Source organism: uncultured Pseudoflavonifractor sp., from assembly GCF_944387275.1.
Lineage (GTDB): Bacteria > Bacillota > Clostridia > Oscillospirales > Oscillospiraceae > Pseudoflavonifractor > Pseudoflavonifractor intestinihominis.
Genome location: NZ_CALXEG010000021.1, coordinates 17,801 through 34,245 on the forward strand (window position 1 = coordinate 17,801; position 16,445 = coordinate 34,245).

General features: G+C 63.7%; 12 protein-coding genes. 6 read left to right on the top strand and 6 right to left on the bottom strand.

All coding sequences use genetic code 11. The annotated features are described in order from the left end of the window. Positions 1-4: 4 nt before the first annotated feature. The 4 genes from coaE to Q0K23_RS06830 all read left to right on the top strand — a co-directional run bounded on the left by coaE (position 5) and on the right by Q0K23_RS06830 (position 4,642). Complete coding sequence (gene coaE / locus Q0K23_RS06815; RefSeq protein WP_294519661.1) at positions 5-622, top strand: dephospho-CoA kinase; 618 nt, start codon at positions 5-7, stop codon at positions 620-622. 12 nt (positions 623-634) lie between these two features. After that, positions 635-2,047: an aminopeptidase gene (locus Q0K23_RS06820; protein WP_294519664.1), complete on the top strand. Its 1,413-nt coding sequence runs from the start codon at positions 635-637 to the stop codon at positions 2,045-2,047. A gap of 271 nt (positions 2,048-2,318) precedes the next feature. Further along, positions 2,319-3,776 (top strand): sensor domain-containing diguanylate cyclase, encoded by a 1,458-nt coding sequence (locus Q0K23_RS06825; RefSeq protein WP_294519667.1) that lies wholly within the window; start codon positions 2,319-2,321, stop codon positions 3,774-3,776. Between the two features lie 128 nt (positions 3,777-3,904). After that, positions 3,905-4,642: a ClpP family protease gene (locus tag Q0K23_RS06830; protein WP_294519670.1), complete on the top strand. Its 738-nt coding sequence runs from the start codon at positions 3,905-3,907 to the stop codon at positions 4,640-4,642. Between the two features lie 54 nt (positions 4,643-4,696). On the opposite strand, the gene Q0K23_RS06835 is transcribed toward Q0K23_RS06830, so the two are convergent. From Q0K23_RS06835 to Q0K23_RS06860, 6 genes are all read right to left on the bottom strand, one after another. Continuing rightward, positions 4,697-7,078, bottom strand: a complete 2,382-nt coding sequence (locus Q0K23_RS06835; protein WP_294519721.1) for a phosphoketolase — start codon at positions 7,076-7,078, stop codon at positions 4,697-4,699. 181 nt (positions 7,079-7,259) lie between these two features. Continuing rightward, on the bottom strand, positions 7,260-8,123 hold the full coding sequence (locus Q0K23_RS06840; RefSeq protein WP_294519673.1) for a hypothetical protein: 864 nt from the start codon (positions 8,121-8,123) through the stop codon (positions 7,260-7,262). Between the two features lie 12 nt (positions 8,124-8,135). Beyond that, positions 8,136-9,500 carry an MATE family efflux transporter gene (locus Q0K23_RS06845; protein ID WP_349230854.1) on the bottom strand — a complete coding sequence of 455 codons (1,365 nt, stop codon included), beginning with the start codon at positions 9,498-9,500 and terminating at the stop codon, positions 8,136-8,138. 135 nt (positions 9,501-9,635) lie between these two features. Further along, entirely contained in the window at positions 9,636-10,199 is a 564-nt protein-coding gene (locus tag Q0K23_RS06850; RefSeq protein WP_294519678.1) for a GNAT family N-acetyltransferase, read from the bottom strand. Further along, a complete protein-coding gene (locus tag Q0K23_RS06855) occupies positions 10,196-11,506 on the bottom strand; it encodes a 2-hydroxyacyl-CoA dehydratase (RefSeq protein WP_294519682.1) in 1,311 nt (436 codons plus the stop codon). Before Q0K23_RS06855 ends, Q0K23_RS06850 begins: the two co-directional genes overlap by 4 nt. Positions 11,507-11,580: 74 nt before the next feature. Beyond that, complete coding sequence (locus Q0K23_RS06860; RefSeq protein WP_294519685.1) at positions 11,581-14,544, bottom strand: acyl-CoA dehydratase activase; 2,964 nt, start codon at positions 14,542-14,544, stop codon at positions 11,581-11,583. A 376-nt stretch (positions 14,545-14,920) separates the two neighbouring features. On the opposite strand from Q0K23_RS06860, the gene Q0K23_RS06865 reads away from it, so the two are divergent. Both Q0K23_RS06865 and Q0K23_RS06870 read left to right on the top strand, forming a co-directional pair. Next, on the top strand, positions 14,921-15,490 hold the full coding sequence (locus Q0K23_RS06865) for an HAAS signaling domain-containing protein (protein ID WP_294519687.1): 570 nt from the start codon (positions 14,921-14,923) through the stop codon (positions 15,488-15,490). Continuing rightward, positions 15,487-16,410 carry a DUF4097 family beta strand repeat-containing protein gene (locus Q0K23_RS06870; RefSeq protein ID WP_294519690.1) on the top strand — a complete coding sequence of 308 codons (924 nt, stop codon included), beginning with the start codon at positions 15,487-15,489 and terminating at the stop codon, positions 16,408-16,410. The genes Q0K23_RS06865 and Q0K23_RS06870 overlap by 4 nt, the downstream gene beginning before the upstream one ends. The last annotated feature ends 35 nt before the right edge of the window (positions 16,411-16,445 follow it).

The window sequence follows — 16,445 nt, forward strand, 5'->3', positions numbered from 1 at the left end:
GACCATGAAAATCGTCGGCATTACCGGCCCCACGGGGGCGGGGAAGACCACCGCGCTCCGGGCGGTGACCGACCTGGGCGGCTGCGTCATCGACTGCGACCAGGTGTACCACCAGCTGCTGGAAGAGAGCGCCGCCATGAGAAACGAGTTGACGAAACGCTTCGGAAGGGGTATCCTAGACAGTGAACAGCGGCTGGACCGGAAGAAGCTGGGGGCTCTGGTCTTTCAGGACAAGGCCCTGCTGGCCGACCTGAACGCCATCACCCACCGGTATGTGCGCCAGCGGGTGGAGGAGCTGCTCCGCACCGCCCGGGCGGAAGGGCGGCCTCTGGCCGCCGTGGACGCCATCGCCCTCATCGAGAGCGGTCTGGGCGATCTGTGCGACGCGGTTGTGGGTGTTCTGGCCCCGCCGGAGGTGCGGGTGAGGCGCATCATGGCCCGGGACGGCATTTCCGAGGCGTACGCCCGCATGCGGGTGAAGGCCCAGCAGAGCGACGCCTTTTTCCGGGCCAACTGCACCGCAGTGCTGGAGAACACCGGGGAAGAGGCGGAGTTTGCCCGGCAGGCAAAGGCCCTGTTTGAAAAAATACTGAATCTCGGAGCGGAGTCCCGCCCCGAGTAAGGAGGAAATAAGATGGAAGAGAAACAGAAGACCGCGGGTGAGCTGCGGCGTGAGGCCCTGCTCTACCAGCCCAAGAACGGCTACGACCGCCTGACGGCGGAGGACGAGGCCGCCATGAAGTCTTACTGTGAGGACTATAAGAAGTACCTGGACGCGGGCAAGACCGAGCGGGAGTGCGTGGACGAGACCGTCCGCCAGGCCGAGGAGCGGGGCTTCAAGCCCTTTGTCCGCGGCATGGCCGTCAAGCCCGGCGACAAGCTCTACCGGGTCAACCGGGGCAAGGCCATCATGCTGGCCGTGGTGGGCACCGCCTCCCTCAGCGAGGGCGTCAACATCGGCGCGGCCCACATCGACTCCCCCCGCCTGGACATCAAGCAGAACCCCCTCTATGAGGACACCGAGATGTGCTTCCTCAAGACCCACTACTACGGCGGCATCCGCAAGTACCAGTGGGTGACCATCCCCCTGGAGCTCCACGGCGTCATCGCCATGAAGGACGGCAGCGTCATCAAGGTGGCCGTGGGCAACGGCGCGGGGGACCCCCTGTTCACCGTGGACGACCTGCTGCCCCACCTGGCGGCGGACCAGAGCAAGAAGACCCTGGCCGAGGCCATTCCCGGCGAGAGCCTGAACGTGCTGGTGGGCAGCCGTCCCTTCAAGGACGACGAGGGCTCCGAGCGGGTGAAGCTGGCCATCCTGGACCTGCTCAACCAGAAGTACGGCATCGTGGAGGAGGACTTCATCTCCGCTGAGCTGACCGCCGTGCCCGCCTTCCGTGCCAGCGATATCGGCTTTGACCGCTCCCTCATCGGCTCCTACGGCCACGACGACCGTGTCTGCGGCTACGCGGCTCTGGCCGCCCTCTTCTCCCTGGACGGCGCGCCCGCCCGCACCGCCGTGTGCATGCTGGCCGACAAGGAGGAGATCGGCTCCGAGGGCGTGTCCGGCATGAAGTCCGCCGCCTTCGACACCTTTATGAGCGACCTGTGCGACGCCCAGGGCGTGGCCCTGAAGGCCTGCTACGAGCGGTCCTTCTGCCTGTCCGCCGACGTGTGCGCCGCCTACGACCCCAACTTTGCCGAGGTCTTTGAGAAGCGCAACAGCGCCTATATCAACCGGGGCATGGGCCTGTGCAAGTACACCGGCGCCCGGGGCAAGTCGGGCGCGTCCGACGCCTCCGCCGAGCTGGTGGCCTATACCCGCCGCATTCTGGACGAGGCCGGCGTGGTGTGGCAGATGGCCGAGCTGGGCAAGGTGGACCAGGGCGGCGGCGGCACCGTGGCCGTGTACATGGCCGAGCGGGACATCGACACCCTGGATGCCGGCGTGCCCGTGCTCTCCATGCACGCCCCCTATGAGACCGTGAGCAAGCTGGACTGCTACATGACCTACAAGGGCATGAAGGCTGTCTTTGAGGCGCGGTAACTGAACAGGAAAAAATGGGCTCCGTACTTGTGCGGAGCCCATTTTTGCATGCACCCGGCAGGGAGCGGCCGAAAGATTCAGAAAATGGATTTCTCGAAATGTGAGGAATTATGGCGAAAAATGACAGTTAATGTTTGTTTTAGACGGAAAAGGGCGGTTTAAGTCACAGCGGAAGAAAAAAAGAGAGCGAAAATCAGCTGTTTAAATTGCAAGAAGCCGATAGTTTTGCTATAATCTTGTTAATCGTTTTAGCGGAAGTGCAGGTGAGGGCATGGGTTGGCACCGAAGCAAGAACAGCCTAAGATATGCGATTGCGTTAGCCGTGTTCCTGTGCTACCTGGCAACGGCATTTATGGTGTTCTTCGCCCGAGTGGACAGTGCGGTCAATCAAAATACAGTGGAGCTGCTCCAGTCCAATGTGCAGCAGCAGAGCTATCATTTTGAAGCGGTCATTGAGCTCCAGTTCAATACGCTGGAGGTGGCATCCAGCTATATCGGCATGCAGCCCCAGAAGCTGACCGTGGAGCAGATGGAGGACATCCTTCAGTCCCTGTCCTCCACGGACACCTTTGGGCGGACCATGCTGATCCTGCCGGACGGGACGGGATACAGCAGCGATGGGATCGTCACTCAGGTGGGGGACCGGGCGTATTTTCAGACCGCCATGAGCGGCCAGCGGGCCATGAGCAACCCGCTTTCCAGCTCGGTGGACGGGGACAACAAAGTGGTGCTGGCAGTGCCCGTGGAGCGGGACGGCCAGGTCACAGCCGTACTGGGCGGCTCCTACGACGTGGGCGCCCTGAGCAGCCTGCTGTTCGCGGATATCTACGAGGGGAAGGGCTACTCCTTTATCGTGACGGCGGACGGCTCTATTGTGAGCACAGGCACTGCCGAGGCCGACTGGTCGGAGCGGTATTTCTTCGACGCATATGGCAAGGTGAACTTCTCCAAGGGCTCCCTGGACCAGATGCGTACGGACTTTCAGAACAGGAGCAGCGGCAGCATCATCGTGGACAACCAGGGCGTGGGCAGCTATCTGGCCTACGAGCCTCTGGACTGCAACGACTGGGTGCTCTGCTATGTGGTCAGCGAGGAGGACGCCAAGGCCGGCTATGAATTCATCGCCCACTATGATCTGCTGCTGGGCGCGGCGTTCCTGCTGGGCGTGGGCGCGCTGCTGGTGTCCATCCAGCACATCAACGCCAGAGACCGGCGCAGGCTGATGCGGAAGGCGGAGGAGGATTCGCTGACCGGCCTGCTCAACAAGGAGAGCACCGCCCGGAGCATTACAGATTGGCTTAACGAGGAGCGGTGCAAGGGCTACCAGGTGCTGCTGATGGTGGACCTGGACCACTTCAAGGAGATCAACGACACCTACGGACATGCCACCGGAGATCTGGTGCTGAAGAAGACGGCGCAGGTCCTGCGGGGCGTGTTCCGTGAGACGGATATCGTGGGCCGTGTGGGCGGAGACGAGTTTATGGTGTTTCTGAAGAACGTGGGCAATCCGGAAGTGGTGCAGCGGCTGATGTCCACGGTGAACAGCCGGATCCGGGGCATCAGTGTGGACGAGATCCCCCAGGAGACCCTGTCGTGCTGCATCGGCGCGGCATTTTATCCCCGCCACGGCAAGGACTTCACGCTGCTGTATGAAAACGCGGACCGGGCCCTGTACGAGGCCAAGCGGGCCGGGGGAAACGGGCACGCGGTCTTCCAGGCGGAGGGCTGAAGGCGCTGCGCCCCGGAAAACAGAAGATGAGAAAAGGACTTGGCAGGGTATCCCGCCAAGTCCTTTTTTACGGATGAAACTCCCTGTGTCCGCAAATACTAGGGGCAGTACACAGGGAGGTGCTGTATATGACAGAAGAGACCAGGGAGACCGGAGCAGCGGAGCGCGGGGAGGAGGACAGCGGGCTCAGCGACCGCCAGCAGCAGATCGTGGATATGGGCTCGGCCACCATCAAGACGGAGCGCGGCACCGTCCACACCCTCACCATTGTGGGGCAGATCGAGGGCCATCAACTGCTGCCCTCCAACGCCAAGACCACCAAATATGAGCATGTGATGCCTCTGCTGGCGGCCATTGAGGAGAGCAGCGAGGTGGACGGCGTGCTCATCCTGCTGAATACAGTGGGGGGCGATATTGAGGCGGGGCTGGGCATCGCCGAGCTGATTGCCAGCATGCGCAAGCCCACCGTGTCTCTGGTGCTGGGAGGCGGACACTCCATCGGCGTGCCGCTGGCGGTGTCCGCCAAGGTGTCCTTTATCGCGCCTTCCGCCGCCATGACCATCCACCCGGTGCGTCTCAACGGCCTGGTCATCGGCGTGCCCCAGACCTTCTACTACTTTGAGCGCATCCAGGACCGGATCATCCAGTTTGTCACCCAGAACAGCCATGTGGACCGGGAGACCTTTACCAGGATGATGCTCCAGACCGGGGAGCTGGCGGCGGATGTGGGCAGCGTGATCTACGGGGAGGAGGCGGTGAAGATCGGCCTCATCGACCGGATCGGCGGCCTCTCCGACGCGCTGGACTGCCTCCACGGCATGATGGAGGAGGAGCGGCAGCGGCGGATGGCGGCGCTCAAGCGCTAAGAAGCAGCGCCCCCGGAGGCATCAGCCTCCGGGGGCGCGTTTGCAGGCAGAGGATCATTCCATCCCCTTGCCGTTGTTCCATTTCCAGTCTCTGATCTCGGGCATGTCCTCGCCGTAGGTGGTGATGTACTGGCGGTGCTCCACCAGCTTGTCCCGCATGAGCTGGATGAGGAAGGCACCCCGGTTGCCCAGCTGGGGCAGACGCTTGACCGTGTCCATCACAAGGTGGTAGCGGTCGATGTCGTTTTGTACCCGCATGTCAAAGGGGGTGGTGATGGTGCCCTCCTCCTTGTAGCCCCGGACGTGGAGCTTCTTGTTGTGGCGGCGGTAGGTCAGTTCGTGGACCAGGGTGGGGTAGCCGTGGAAGGCAAAGATGACGGGCTTGTCGGTGGTGAAGTAGGCATCGTAGTCCTCGTCGGTGAGGCCGTGGGGGTGTTCCGTGTGGGGCTGGAGCTTCATCAGGTCCACCACGTTGATGACCCGGATGTGGAGCTCGGGCAGGTACTTGCGCAGGATGGTCACTGCCGCCAGGGTCTCCAGGGTGGGGGTGTCGCCGCAGCAGGCCATGACCACGTCGGGCTCAGCGCCCTGGTCGTTGGAGGCCCACTGCCAGATGCCGATGCCCTGGGTGCAGTGCTTCACGGCCTGGTCCATGGTGAGCCACTGGGGCCGGGGGTGCTTGGAGGCGATGATCACGTTGACGTAGTTCCGGCTCTTGATGCAGTGGTCGAAGGTGGACAGCAGGCAGTTGGTGTCCGGGGGCAGGTAGAGGCGCACCACGTCCGCCTTCTTGTTGGCCACATGGTCCAGGAAGCCGGGGTCCTGATGGGTGAATCCGTTGTGGTCCTGCTGCCACACGTTGGAGGCCAGCACGTAGTTCAGGGAGGCGATATCCTGCCGCCAGGGCAGCTGGGAGGCCACCTTGAGCCACTTGGCGTGCTGGGAGACCATGGAGTCCACGATGCGGATAAAGGCCTCGTAGCTGACAAAGGCGCCGTGCCGCCCGGTCAGGAGGTAGCCCTCCAGCCAGCCCTGGCACATATGCTCGGAGAGCATGGCGTCCATGACCCGTCCTTCCGTGTCCAGGTTCAGGTCGTTTTCCATAAAGTCGGTGTTCCAGCGCCGTCCGGTCACCTCAAAGACCGGCTCCAGGCCGTTGGACTTGGCCTCGTCGGGGGCAAAGATGCGGAAGTTCTTGGCCTCCATGTTGAGGCGCACCACGTCCCGCATGTACTTGCCCAGCTGGTGCATGTCCTCGCCCAGGTGGTCGCCGGGGGAGGGGACATCCACCGCGTAGCTGCGGAAGTCGGGGCGGCGGAGGTCCCGGAGGACCTGGCCGCCGTTGGCGTGGGGGTTGGAGCCCATGCGCCGGTTGCCCACGGGGGCCAGCTCCCGCAGCTCGGGGACGAGCCGGCCGTTTTCGTCAAAGAGCTCCTCCGGGTGGTAGCTGCGCATCCAGGACTCCAGCAGGGCGATATGCTCCGGGTGTGCGGCGTCGGCGGGGAAGGGGATGCGGTGGGCCAGGCAGGTGCCCTCCACCGGGAAGCCGTCCAGGGACACGGGGCAGGTCCAGCCCTTGGGGGAGCGGAACACGATCATGGGCCACCGGGGCCGGGTGGGGTCGTTCTGGGTGCGGGCGTGCTCCTGGATGCGGCTGATCTCACGCACCGCCCAGTCCAGGGCGGCGGCCATGGTCTGGTGCATCTGGGGCGCGTCGTCCCCCTCCACGAACCGGGGCTCCCAGCCGCAGCCCTTGAAGTACATCTCCAGCTCCTCGTGGGTGATCCGGCCGAAGATGGAGGGCCCGGCGCTCTTGAAGCCGTTGAGGTGGAAGATGGGCAGCACGGCGCCGTCGGTGATGGGGTTGATGAGCTTGTTGCTCTGCCAGGCGGCGGCCAGGGGGCCGGTCTCGGCCTCGCCGTCCCCCACCACGCAGGCGGCGATCAGGTCGGGGTTGTCCATCACCGCGCCGAAGGCGTGGGACAGGGAGTAGCCCAGCTCGCCGCCCTCGTTGATGGAGCCGGGGGCCTCGGGGCCCACATGGCTGGGAATGCCGCCGGGGAAGGCAAACTGGCGGAAAAGCCGTTTCATGCCCTCCTCGTCCTGGCCCACGTTGGGATACACCTCGCTGTATGTCCCCTCCAGGTAGGTCTGGGCCACCACGGCCTCGCCGCCGTGGCCGGGACCGGCCAGATAGATCATGTTCAGGTCGTTGCGGGTGATGACCCGGTTGAGGTGGGTGTAGATAAAGTTCTGCCCCGGCGCGGTGCCCCAGTGGCCCACAGTGTGCCGCTTGAGGTGCTCCGGCTTCAGGGGCTGGCGGAGCAGGGGATTGTCCAGCAGATAGAGCTGGCCCACGGACAGATAGTTGGCCGCGCGCCAGTAGGCGTCCATCTTGCGCAGCTGCTCCTGATCAAGGGGCCCCCGCTTTGACATACGGGCGGCGGATTTAAGTACGGGCTTAGATTCGGGCTTTGCGGTCTTAGCCATCGGAAGAGCCTCCTCGAACGCTTGAAATCACTATTATTATGCTAAATTGTGGGGCAGAAGTCAATAGTTACGTCGGCATAAAACAGAAAAAAGAGACTGCAACAGGCGCAGTCTCTTTTTTCACGGCTCAGACGCCGCCGTTGGCGTTCAGGCGGAAGTCGGTCAGGGTGAGGGCGTCTCCGTCGTAGGACACCTGGGCGGTGAGGGTGCCGATGTCCGCGGGGGACGCATCCCCGGCGGTGATCTGGAGGCCGAACACGGCGGTATAGGCGCCGTCCTCGTACCGGAAAAACACCAGGCCGCCCACGGGGGCCAGGCCGTCGGGCTCGTTGGGGCCGTCATACCAGACGCTGATCTTCTCGCTGCCGGCGGTGATGGTGACGGTGTTTTCATCGTGGTCGTAGGAGAAGGAGAGCAGGCCGTCCAGCAGGGGGCCGTAGTAGCCGGGCAGCAGGCCGCAGTCCGCCCAGCCGCCGTCGGAAAGGGGCCGGTAGACGTGGAGCTCGAACACGCTGGACCCGGCGGAGTTGGACACCAGGTAGACCACGGCCAGCTCCCCGCTGCCGTCGCCGTCCAGGTCGTCCCACCGCAGCTGGGGGAGCATGGGGTGCTGGGCGGAGAGGCAGACCTGGTCAAAGGGGGTGAGGGTGTCGCCCCGGGCCAGGAGAACGCCGCAGGGCGCGCCGTCGGAGTCGCCGCCGTAGCCGTAGAGGACGATGTCCTGGTCGGGCAGCTCGGCAAGCCGGTAGAGGCTGCCGCTGCCCGCCTGGACGTCCTCCGCGGCGGACAGGGTGTCCGGCAGGTCCTCTGTGGAGATATTCTCCCACCAGGCGGGGGCCTCCGGAGCGTCCGAGGAACTGGGAGGCGCATCGGAGGGCCGGGCAGAGGAGACGGGGGCGGATTGGGACGGGGAAGGGGAGACGGCCGTCTCGCCGGTGCAGGCGGAGAGGAGCAGCGCAGCGGCCAGAAGCGCGGGAAGCAGGGACTTCATAGAATGACCTCCTCAGGAAGCTGCCCCAAGGGGCAGGATTTTAGCGTGGTAGACCCAGCGGTACAGGACAAGGGCCACGGCGCAGGAGACCGCCTCGGCCACGGGCAGGCACCACCAGACCAGCTCAGGGGCGGTGAACACGAAGAACAGGCAGACGGGCAGCACGATGGCGGCCTGGCGCAGCACGGAGAGGATCAGGCTGAACATGGGCACGCCCAGGGCCTGGAAGGCGGCGCCCAGGATGATAGACACCCCGGCGAACAGGAAGGAGAGGGAGATGATCCGCAGGGCCGGTACGCCCATGGCCATGGCCAGCTCCGGTGCGCTGAAGATCCCCATGAGCAGCCAGGGGAAGAGCAGGAAGATGACCATGCCCACCCCCATGATGCACAGGGCGGCGGCCAGGGCGAAGCGGACGCCGCCGGCGATGCGCTCCCGCTGCCGGGCGCCGTAGTTGTAGCTGAGGATGGGGGTGAGGCCGTTGTTCATGCCGTAGACCGGCATGAAGACGAAGGACTGGAGCTTGAAGTAGGCGGAGAGGATGAACACGGGGGCGTCGCCGTACAGCACCAGCATTTTGGGTAGGCTGAGGATCTTGTTCAGGCCCAGGGTCATCACCGTGCTCAGGGACTGCATCACAATGGCGGGGCCGCCGATGCGGTAGATGTCCAGGATGGTGGCCGGGCAGGGGCGGAAGCCCCGCAGGGTGAGCCGGATCACCCTGTTTCGGGCCACCAGCACAAAGCCCACCGCCATGCCCACCAGCTGGCCGAAGACTGTGGCGATGGCGGCGCCCGCCACCCCCAGGGCGGGGAAGGGCCCCAGGCCGAAGATGAGCACCGGGTCCAGGAACAGGTTGACCACCGCGCCCACGCCCTGGATGATCATGGGCCCCACCGCGTTGCCCGTTGCCTGGAGCACCCGCTCGCCGGCGAACTGCATGCATACGCCCAGGGAGAACACGGTCACAATGGTGAGGTACTGTCCGCCGTATTCCCGCACCAGGGGGTCGCTGTTGAAGAAGCCCACAAAGCGGGGACCCAGGGTCAGGCCGAAGAGGAGGAAGACCACCCAGGAGAGCAGATAGAGGAAGTAGCCGTTCAGGGCCACGGCGCAGGCGGCCTCCGGTTTTTTCTCTCCTAGGCGGCGGGAGAGCATGGCGTTGACGCCCACGCCGGTGCCCACGCAGATGGCCACCATCATGGTCTGGGCCGGGTAGGCCAGTCCCAGGGCCACAAAGGCGCTGTCGTCGATGAGGGAGACGAAGTAGCTGTCCACCATGTTGTACAGGGCCTGGACCAGCATGGAGAGCATCATGGGCCAGGACATGTGGATGATGAGCCGCCGGATGGGCATGGTGCCCATCTTGTTTTCCATCAAATTCATCTTCCTTTCGTAAAAAACAACGGGTTTCCCTCTGTGAGGAAAACCCGTTGATACAGTGGTTTTGATCCCTGTGGGCCGCCGGAAAAGGCGAGGGGAAAAACGGACGGCCATTTACTTATGGCACTATTATAATGCCCTGGTGTACCGCAAGTCAACACAAATGGCGTCAGGCGGGAAGGGAATATCTGCATGGGTGCCGTCCCACTGGAAGCCGTGGGCGGCGTAGAACCGCCGGGCGCCGCTGTTCTCCCGCAGGACGAACACAAAGGCGTTGCGGAAGCCGTCGGCCTTCAGACGGCGGAGGGCCTCCTCAAAGAGCAGGCCGCCGTACCCTTTGCCCCGGTGGTCCGGGTGGGTGTAGAAGGAGATGATCTCCCCCCAGCCCCGGTAGGCCTCGTTGGGGAAGTCGGAGCCCTCGCTGGTGCCTGCATTGTAGTTTTCCGTGCGGGCGGGGCCGTAGTTGATGGCGGCCACCGGGGTGTCGCCGCTGTAAAGGAGAAGTCCATGACAGCGCCCGGTCTGGTAGTCCTCCCGGAAGAACTTTATCCACCGGTCATCGGTAATTTCCCGGGCCATATAGTCGTCGGGCACATAGCCTACATAGGTATCCCGCCAGCCCAGCGCATGGATGAGGGACATGGCGGCGAAGTGCTCGTCGGTGCAGGCATCTACAAAGCGGAGGCCGTTCATACGCCGGCGGGCTCCTGCTCCCGGGCGGCCTCCTCCTCGTGCTGCTTGGCCAGGCCGCGGGCGTTGGCCAGCATGAGCTTGATCCGGTTCTCCTGGTTGATCTTGGTGGCACCGGGATCATAGTCGATGGCCACGATGTTGCTCCAGGGGTAGTCGTCCTTCAGCTTGCGGATCATGCCCTTGCCCACGATGTGGTTGGGCAGGCAGCCGAAGGGCTGGGTGCACACGATGTTGGGCACGCCGGTGTGGATGAGCTCCAGCATCTCAGCGGTGAGGAGCCAGCCCTCGCCCATCTTGTTGCCGTCGCCCAGATAGCCCTTGATGTAGCTATGGAGCTCGTCAAAGTCGCCGGGGGCGCGGAAGCGGCCGGAGCGCTTGATGGTGTCGATCATGGCCCGCTGCTTCTTCTTGATGTACCCGGCGAACACCCGGCACACCGCCTGCTTGATCCACTTGCCGCCGTAGATGTCCACATCCACGTCACGGTTGAAGATCTTGAAGATGACGAAGTCGGCCAGGCCGGGCACCACGGGCTCGGCGCCCTCGGAGAGGAGGAACTTCTCCAGGTTGTTGTTGCCCAGGGGGGAGTATTTGACGTAGATCTCGCCGACCACGCCCACCCGGACCTTCTGCTCTCCGGCCACGGGGACGGCCTTGAACCGGTCGATGATGCGCTCGAAGTTGGCGATCATGGACTTGTGGTTCATGCCCCTGCCCACGTTCATCTCCGCCAGGAGGAAGTCCATGCAGTCCTCGATGGCCTGATCGGTGTCGCCGGGGTTGACCTCATAGGGCCGGACCTGGTTGGAGATATTCATGAGGATGTCGCCGTAGAACACGGCGAACACGGCCTTGCGGATAAAGCCCAGGGACAGCTTGAAGCCGGGGTTGTGCTCCAGGCCGGACAGGTTCACCGAGATGACGGGCACATAGGCCAGGTCGGCCTTTTCCAGGGCCTTGCGGAGCATGTGGATGTAGTTGGAGGCGCGGCAGCCGCCGCCGGTCTGGGTGATGACCAGGGCCACCTTATGGGGATCGTACTTGCCGCTCTTCACCGCGTCGATGAGCTGGCCGATGACCAGAATGGCGGGGAAGCAGGCGTCGTTGTGGACGTACTTCTGTCCGTAGTCCAGGATGCTCTTGCCGGAGGTGTTGAGCATCTCCACCTTGTACCCCTCGGTCTGCATGATGCGCACCAGCATGGCGAAGTGCATGGGCAGCATCTGGGGCACCAGAAGGGTGTACTCCTCCTTCATCTCCTTGGTGAAGAGAAGGCGGCCGGTCTTGTCGTATTCCAGTTTTGCCATAGAAAGCTAAGTCCTTTCCGCATACATTCACGCCCCTGGGGCGTGGGGGATTCTGAGAGGAAGGGGCCGCCCTGTCAGGCGTTGGCGGCGTCCTGGCCGCTGCGGGCCTGCTGCTTGCGGGCGTCGATGGCGGCGATGAGGGAGCGGATACGGATGCGCACCGCGCCCAGGTTGCTGATGTCGTCGATCTTCAGCTGGGTGTACAGCTTGCCGCCGCTCTCCAGGATGGAGCGCATCTCGTCGGTGGTGATGGCGTCGGTGCCGCAGCCGAAGGAGACCAGCTGGACCACCTGCATGTCGGGCTGGGTGCAGACATAGCGGGCGGCGTTGTACATGCGGCTCTGGAAGGTCCACTGGTTGAGCACCTTCCGGGGGGCGTAGCCCTCCAGGTAGGAGAGGGCGTCCTCGGTGATGAGCACAAAGCCGAAGGAGGTGATAAGGTCGTTAATGCCGTGGTTGATCTCCGGGTCGATGTGGTAGGGGCGGCCGCAGACCACCAGGATGGGCATGTTCATGGCCCGGGCGTACTCGATGTACTTCTTGCCGGTGGAGCGCACGTCGTGGACGTAGGCGTCGTAGGCGGCATAGGCGGCCTTGGCCGCGGCCAGGGTCTCCCGCTTGGGGATGGAGAACTCCTCCTCCATCATCTTGGCGATGCGCTTGGCAAAGTCCTTGTGGCGCCACAGGCCCACGTAGGGGTTGAGGAACTTGGTCTGCTTCAGGGCGGGCACGTTGGCGGCCAGCAGCTCGGGGTAGTAGGCCACCACGGGGCAGTTGTAGTGGTTGTCGCCGATGCCCTCGTCGTTGTTGTAGGACATACAGGGGTACCAGATGGCGTCCACGCCCTCCTCCACCAGGGCCTCCACGTGGCCGTGGAGCAGCTTGGCGGGGTAGCACACCGTGTCGGAGGGGATGGTGTGCTGGCCCTTGATGTAGAGCTTTCGGGAGGACTCGGGGGAGAGGACCACCTCGAAGTTGAGCTTGGTGAAGAAGGTAAACCAGAAGGGCAGGTTCTCGTACATGTTCAGGCCGAAGGGGATGCCCATCCGGCCCCGGACGCCGGTGCCCTCGCCCTTGCCGTGCATGGCCCGGAGCTTCTTGTACTTGTAGTTCATCAGGTCGGGCAGCTCCACCTTCTCCTTGCCCAGGGGGCGGGAGCAGCGGTTGCCCGAGATGAACTTCCGGCCGCCGTCGAACTGGTTGACGGTGAGGGCGCAGTGGTTGGTGCACAGGCCGCAGGTGACGGGCTTAGCGGTGTGGGTGAAGGACTGTAAAGCCTTTTCGCTGAGCAGGCCGCTGGCGTTCAGATGCAGGTCACGGGCGGCCAGGGCGGCGCCGAAGGCGCCCATGATGCCGGCGATGGTGGGGCGGGTCACGTTCCGGCCCAGCTCCAGCTCAAAGGCCCGGAGCACCGCGTCGTTGTGGAAGGTGCCGCCCTGGACCACAATATGCTTGCCCAGGTCGTCGGCGCTGGCGGCGCGGATGACCTTGTACACCGCGTTCTTGACGATGGAGATGGACAGACCGGCGGAGATGTCCTCCACGCTGGCGCCGTCCTTCTGGGCCTGCTTCACACTGGAGTTCATGAACACGGTGCAGCGGGAGCCCAGGTTCACCGGGTGCTTGGCGAAGAGGCCCAGCTTGGCGAAGTCGGCGATGGAGTAGCCCAGGGCCTTGGCGAAGGTCTCGATAAAGGAGCCGCAGCCGGAGGAGCAGGCCTCGTTGAGCATGATGGAGTCCACGGCGCCGTTGCGGATCTTGAAGCACTTCATGTCCTGGCCGCCGATGTCGATGATGAAGTCCACGTCGGGGTTGAAGTGGCGGGCGGCGTTGTAGTGGGCCACGGTCTCCACCAGGCCCAGGTCGCAGCCGAAGGCGTTCTTGATCAGGTCCTCGCCGTAGCCGGTGACGGCGGAGCCCTTGATGGTGATCCGGTCGCCGCACAGCTTGTAGATCTCCTTCAGCTGCTCCAGCACCACGGCCACCGGGTTGCCCAGGTTGGAGTGGTAGTAGGTGTAGAGCAGGCCGCCGTCGGGGGCGATGAGGGCCACCTTAGTGGTGGTGGAGCCGGCGTCGATGCCCAGGAAGGCGTCGCCGGTGTATGTATGGATATCCGCCTCGGGGGGGTGGTTGGCGTTGTGGCGGGCCAGGAAGGCGTCGTAGTCGGCCTTGTCGGTGAAGAGGGGGGGCATGGTGTCCACCGTATTGGTGGCGTCCACGCTCTCCTCCAGGCGCTTGAGCAGGTCGTCAAAGGGGTGCTCGGGGTAGTCGGAGGAGCACAGGGCCGCACCGATACCGGCGAAGCAGTCGCCGTCCTCGGGGAAGATGGCGTGCTCATCGTCCAGCTTCAGGGTCTCCACGAACCGCTGCCGCAGGCCCATGAGGAAGTGGAGGGGGCCGCCCAGGAACACGATCTTGCCCTTGAGCTCCCGGCCCTGGGTCAGACCGGCCACGGTCTGGTCCACCACGGCCTGGAAGATGGAGGCGGCCACGTCCTCCTTGCGGCCGCCCTGGTTGAGGATGGGCTGGATGTCGCTCTTGGCGAACACGCCGCAGCGGGAGGCGATGGGGTAGATCTTCTCGTGCTTCAGGCTCAGCTCGTCCAGCTCGTTGACGGAGACGTTCAGCAGGGTGGCCATCTGGTCGATGAAGGCGCCGGTGCCGCCGGCACAGGAGCCGTTCATCCGCTCCTCCAGGGCGCCGCCGAAGAAGATGATCTTGGCGTCCTCGCCGCCCAGCTCGATGACGGCGTCGGTGTCCGGGTAGTAGGCGCGGACGGCGGCGGCGGTGGCGTACACCTCCTGGACGAAGTCCACGTCGGCGGCCTTGGCCACGCCCAGACCGGCGGAGCCGGTGATGACCATCCGGACCATCTGTCCCTTCAGCATATCCTGAATGGAGTGGAGGGTCTCGCAGGCCCGCTCCCGGGCCTTGGAATAGTGCCGCTCGTAGGAGCGGAACAGCAGCTTGTTCTGTTCATCCAGCACCACGACCTTGACGGTGGTGGAGCCGATGTCGATACCGATGCGCAGGCTCATAGGGTCACTCCTAAAATCCCATGGTGGGTTATTTCGGTTGTTCATTACATAATATAACAAAAACGCGGAGATTACAAGCCTAACCTAGTAAATTACCGGGTATTCCGAACATGGAAATTTAAGAAGCGGAACGGAACGAAATTTGGTGAAAACGTGGGAAAAGGGACAAAAGAGAGGAATTGTTTTCCGGGCAAGGAGAAAAACGACATTAGGGGGAAAGGAGAACGCAAAAACAGGAGAACAGGCGGATTTTCATCTGATTTTAAGAAGCTCTCAATGGTCCATAAAGAAAAGACCGATATAATAAAAATATAAAATCACCGCGTTGGGGGTCTGTCGCAGGACATACGCCGGTGCAGGGACAGGGGGAACCGACATGAGCGAGCAGGAGTATCTGGGTCAGCTCTCAGACTATCTCACCGGCCGGATATCCAACCGGCAGCTGGAGAGCATCCTGAAGTATTATAAGGAGTACTTCGAGGAGAAAGGACCCGACCAGGCATGGAGGGCGGAGGAGGAGCTGGGCACGCCGGACGAGGCGGCGGCCCGTATCCTGGGCGCCATGCCCCGGACCGGCGGACGGGACCTGCGGGAACCCCGCCGCTGGACCGGCGGCCGGATCGCGGCGGTCATCGTGCTCTCACCCATCTGGGTGCCTGTGCTGCTGACGGTAGTGGTGGGCCTGCTGGGGATAGGGGTCTGCGTCGCTGCCGGAGGAGTGGCCTGTGTGGGCGGCGGGCTCTTCAGCATGTGGTGCGGCTTTACCCAGGTCTTTTACAGCATCCCCACCATGGTGTTCTTCTGCGGCCTGGGCTTCCTTGCGGCGGCAATGGGGCTGCTGCTCTTTCTGGGCGGCGCGGCGCTGTGTGTGCTCTGGTATAAGGGAATGGCGGCTCTGGTGCGCCGCATGTTCTCCGGCGGCGTGAGAGAGGGGGAAGCGGCATGAAGAAATTCGCCAAGGTGATCGCTGGCATTGCCGCGCCGCTGTTTCTCATCGGCGGAGTGCTCACCGGGATCGGCTGGTACATGGGGGCGGACACCCACATCGAGGTCCCGGTGGGGAAAGAGCACATCCGCGTAGGCTGGGACGGGATCCGTTTTTCCGGCTGGAATTCTATGGAGGAGGTGGCGTCTGTGGAGAAAAATATGGAGCTGGAGCCGTTCACCAGACTGGAGGTCAACTTGTCTGCCGGCAATGTCACCGTCACGACCGGCGAGACCTACGGCATGCGTCTGCGGGACGGAAGCGTGGAGCTGAAGTACGCGCTGGAGGACGGTGTGCTGAAGGTGTGGGACGACCGGCCCGCAGGGGTGCTGTCGACGCAGAAGGGGGGCAGCGTGGAGATTTTTCTGCCTGACAGCGCTGCCCTGACGGACGCGGATATCGCCAGCAGCCTGGGCAGCCTGACCCTGGACGGCCTCCGGGCAGACAACCTGACCGCTACGGCAGACCTGGGCGAGGTGAACGGCAGCGAGCTGCGGGTGGACAGCGCAGTGCTGACGCTGAACTGCGGCTCCCTGAGCCTGACGGGCATAGAGGCGGGCGAGCTGGAGGCGGAGCTGGCCATGGGAAATATGACGGCCACCGGCATGGCAGTGGCCGACCGTCTGACCGTCACCGGCAGCACGGGCTCGTTCTCCCTGGAGGGCGAGCTGGGCGAGAAGGTCAGCGTAACGGCGGACCTGGGCGATATCAGTGTGAAGCCGGCCCGGGAAGAGCAGTGGTACGAGTACGGCCTGAGCACGGACCTGGGCCAGGTGATGGTGAACGGCCGGAGCCTGGGCACATCCTTTTCCCAGGATGGTGAGCGGGGAAGCATGGAACTGTCCAGCGGAATGGGAGATGTGTCGGTCCAGTTTCCCTGAGAGAAAGCAGCCTGTTGAGCGCGTTCCGGAGATAC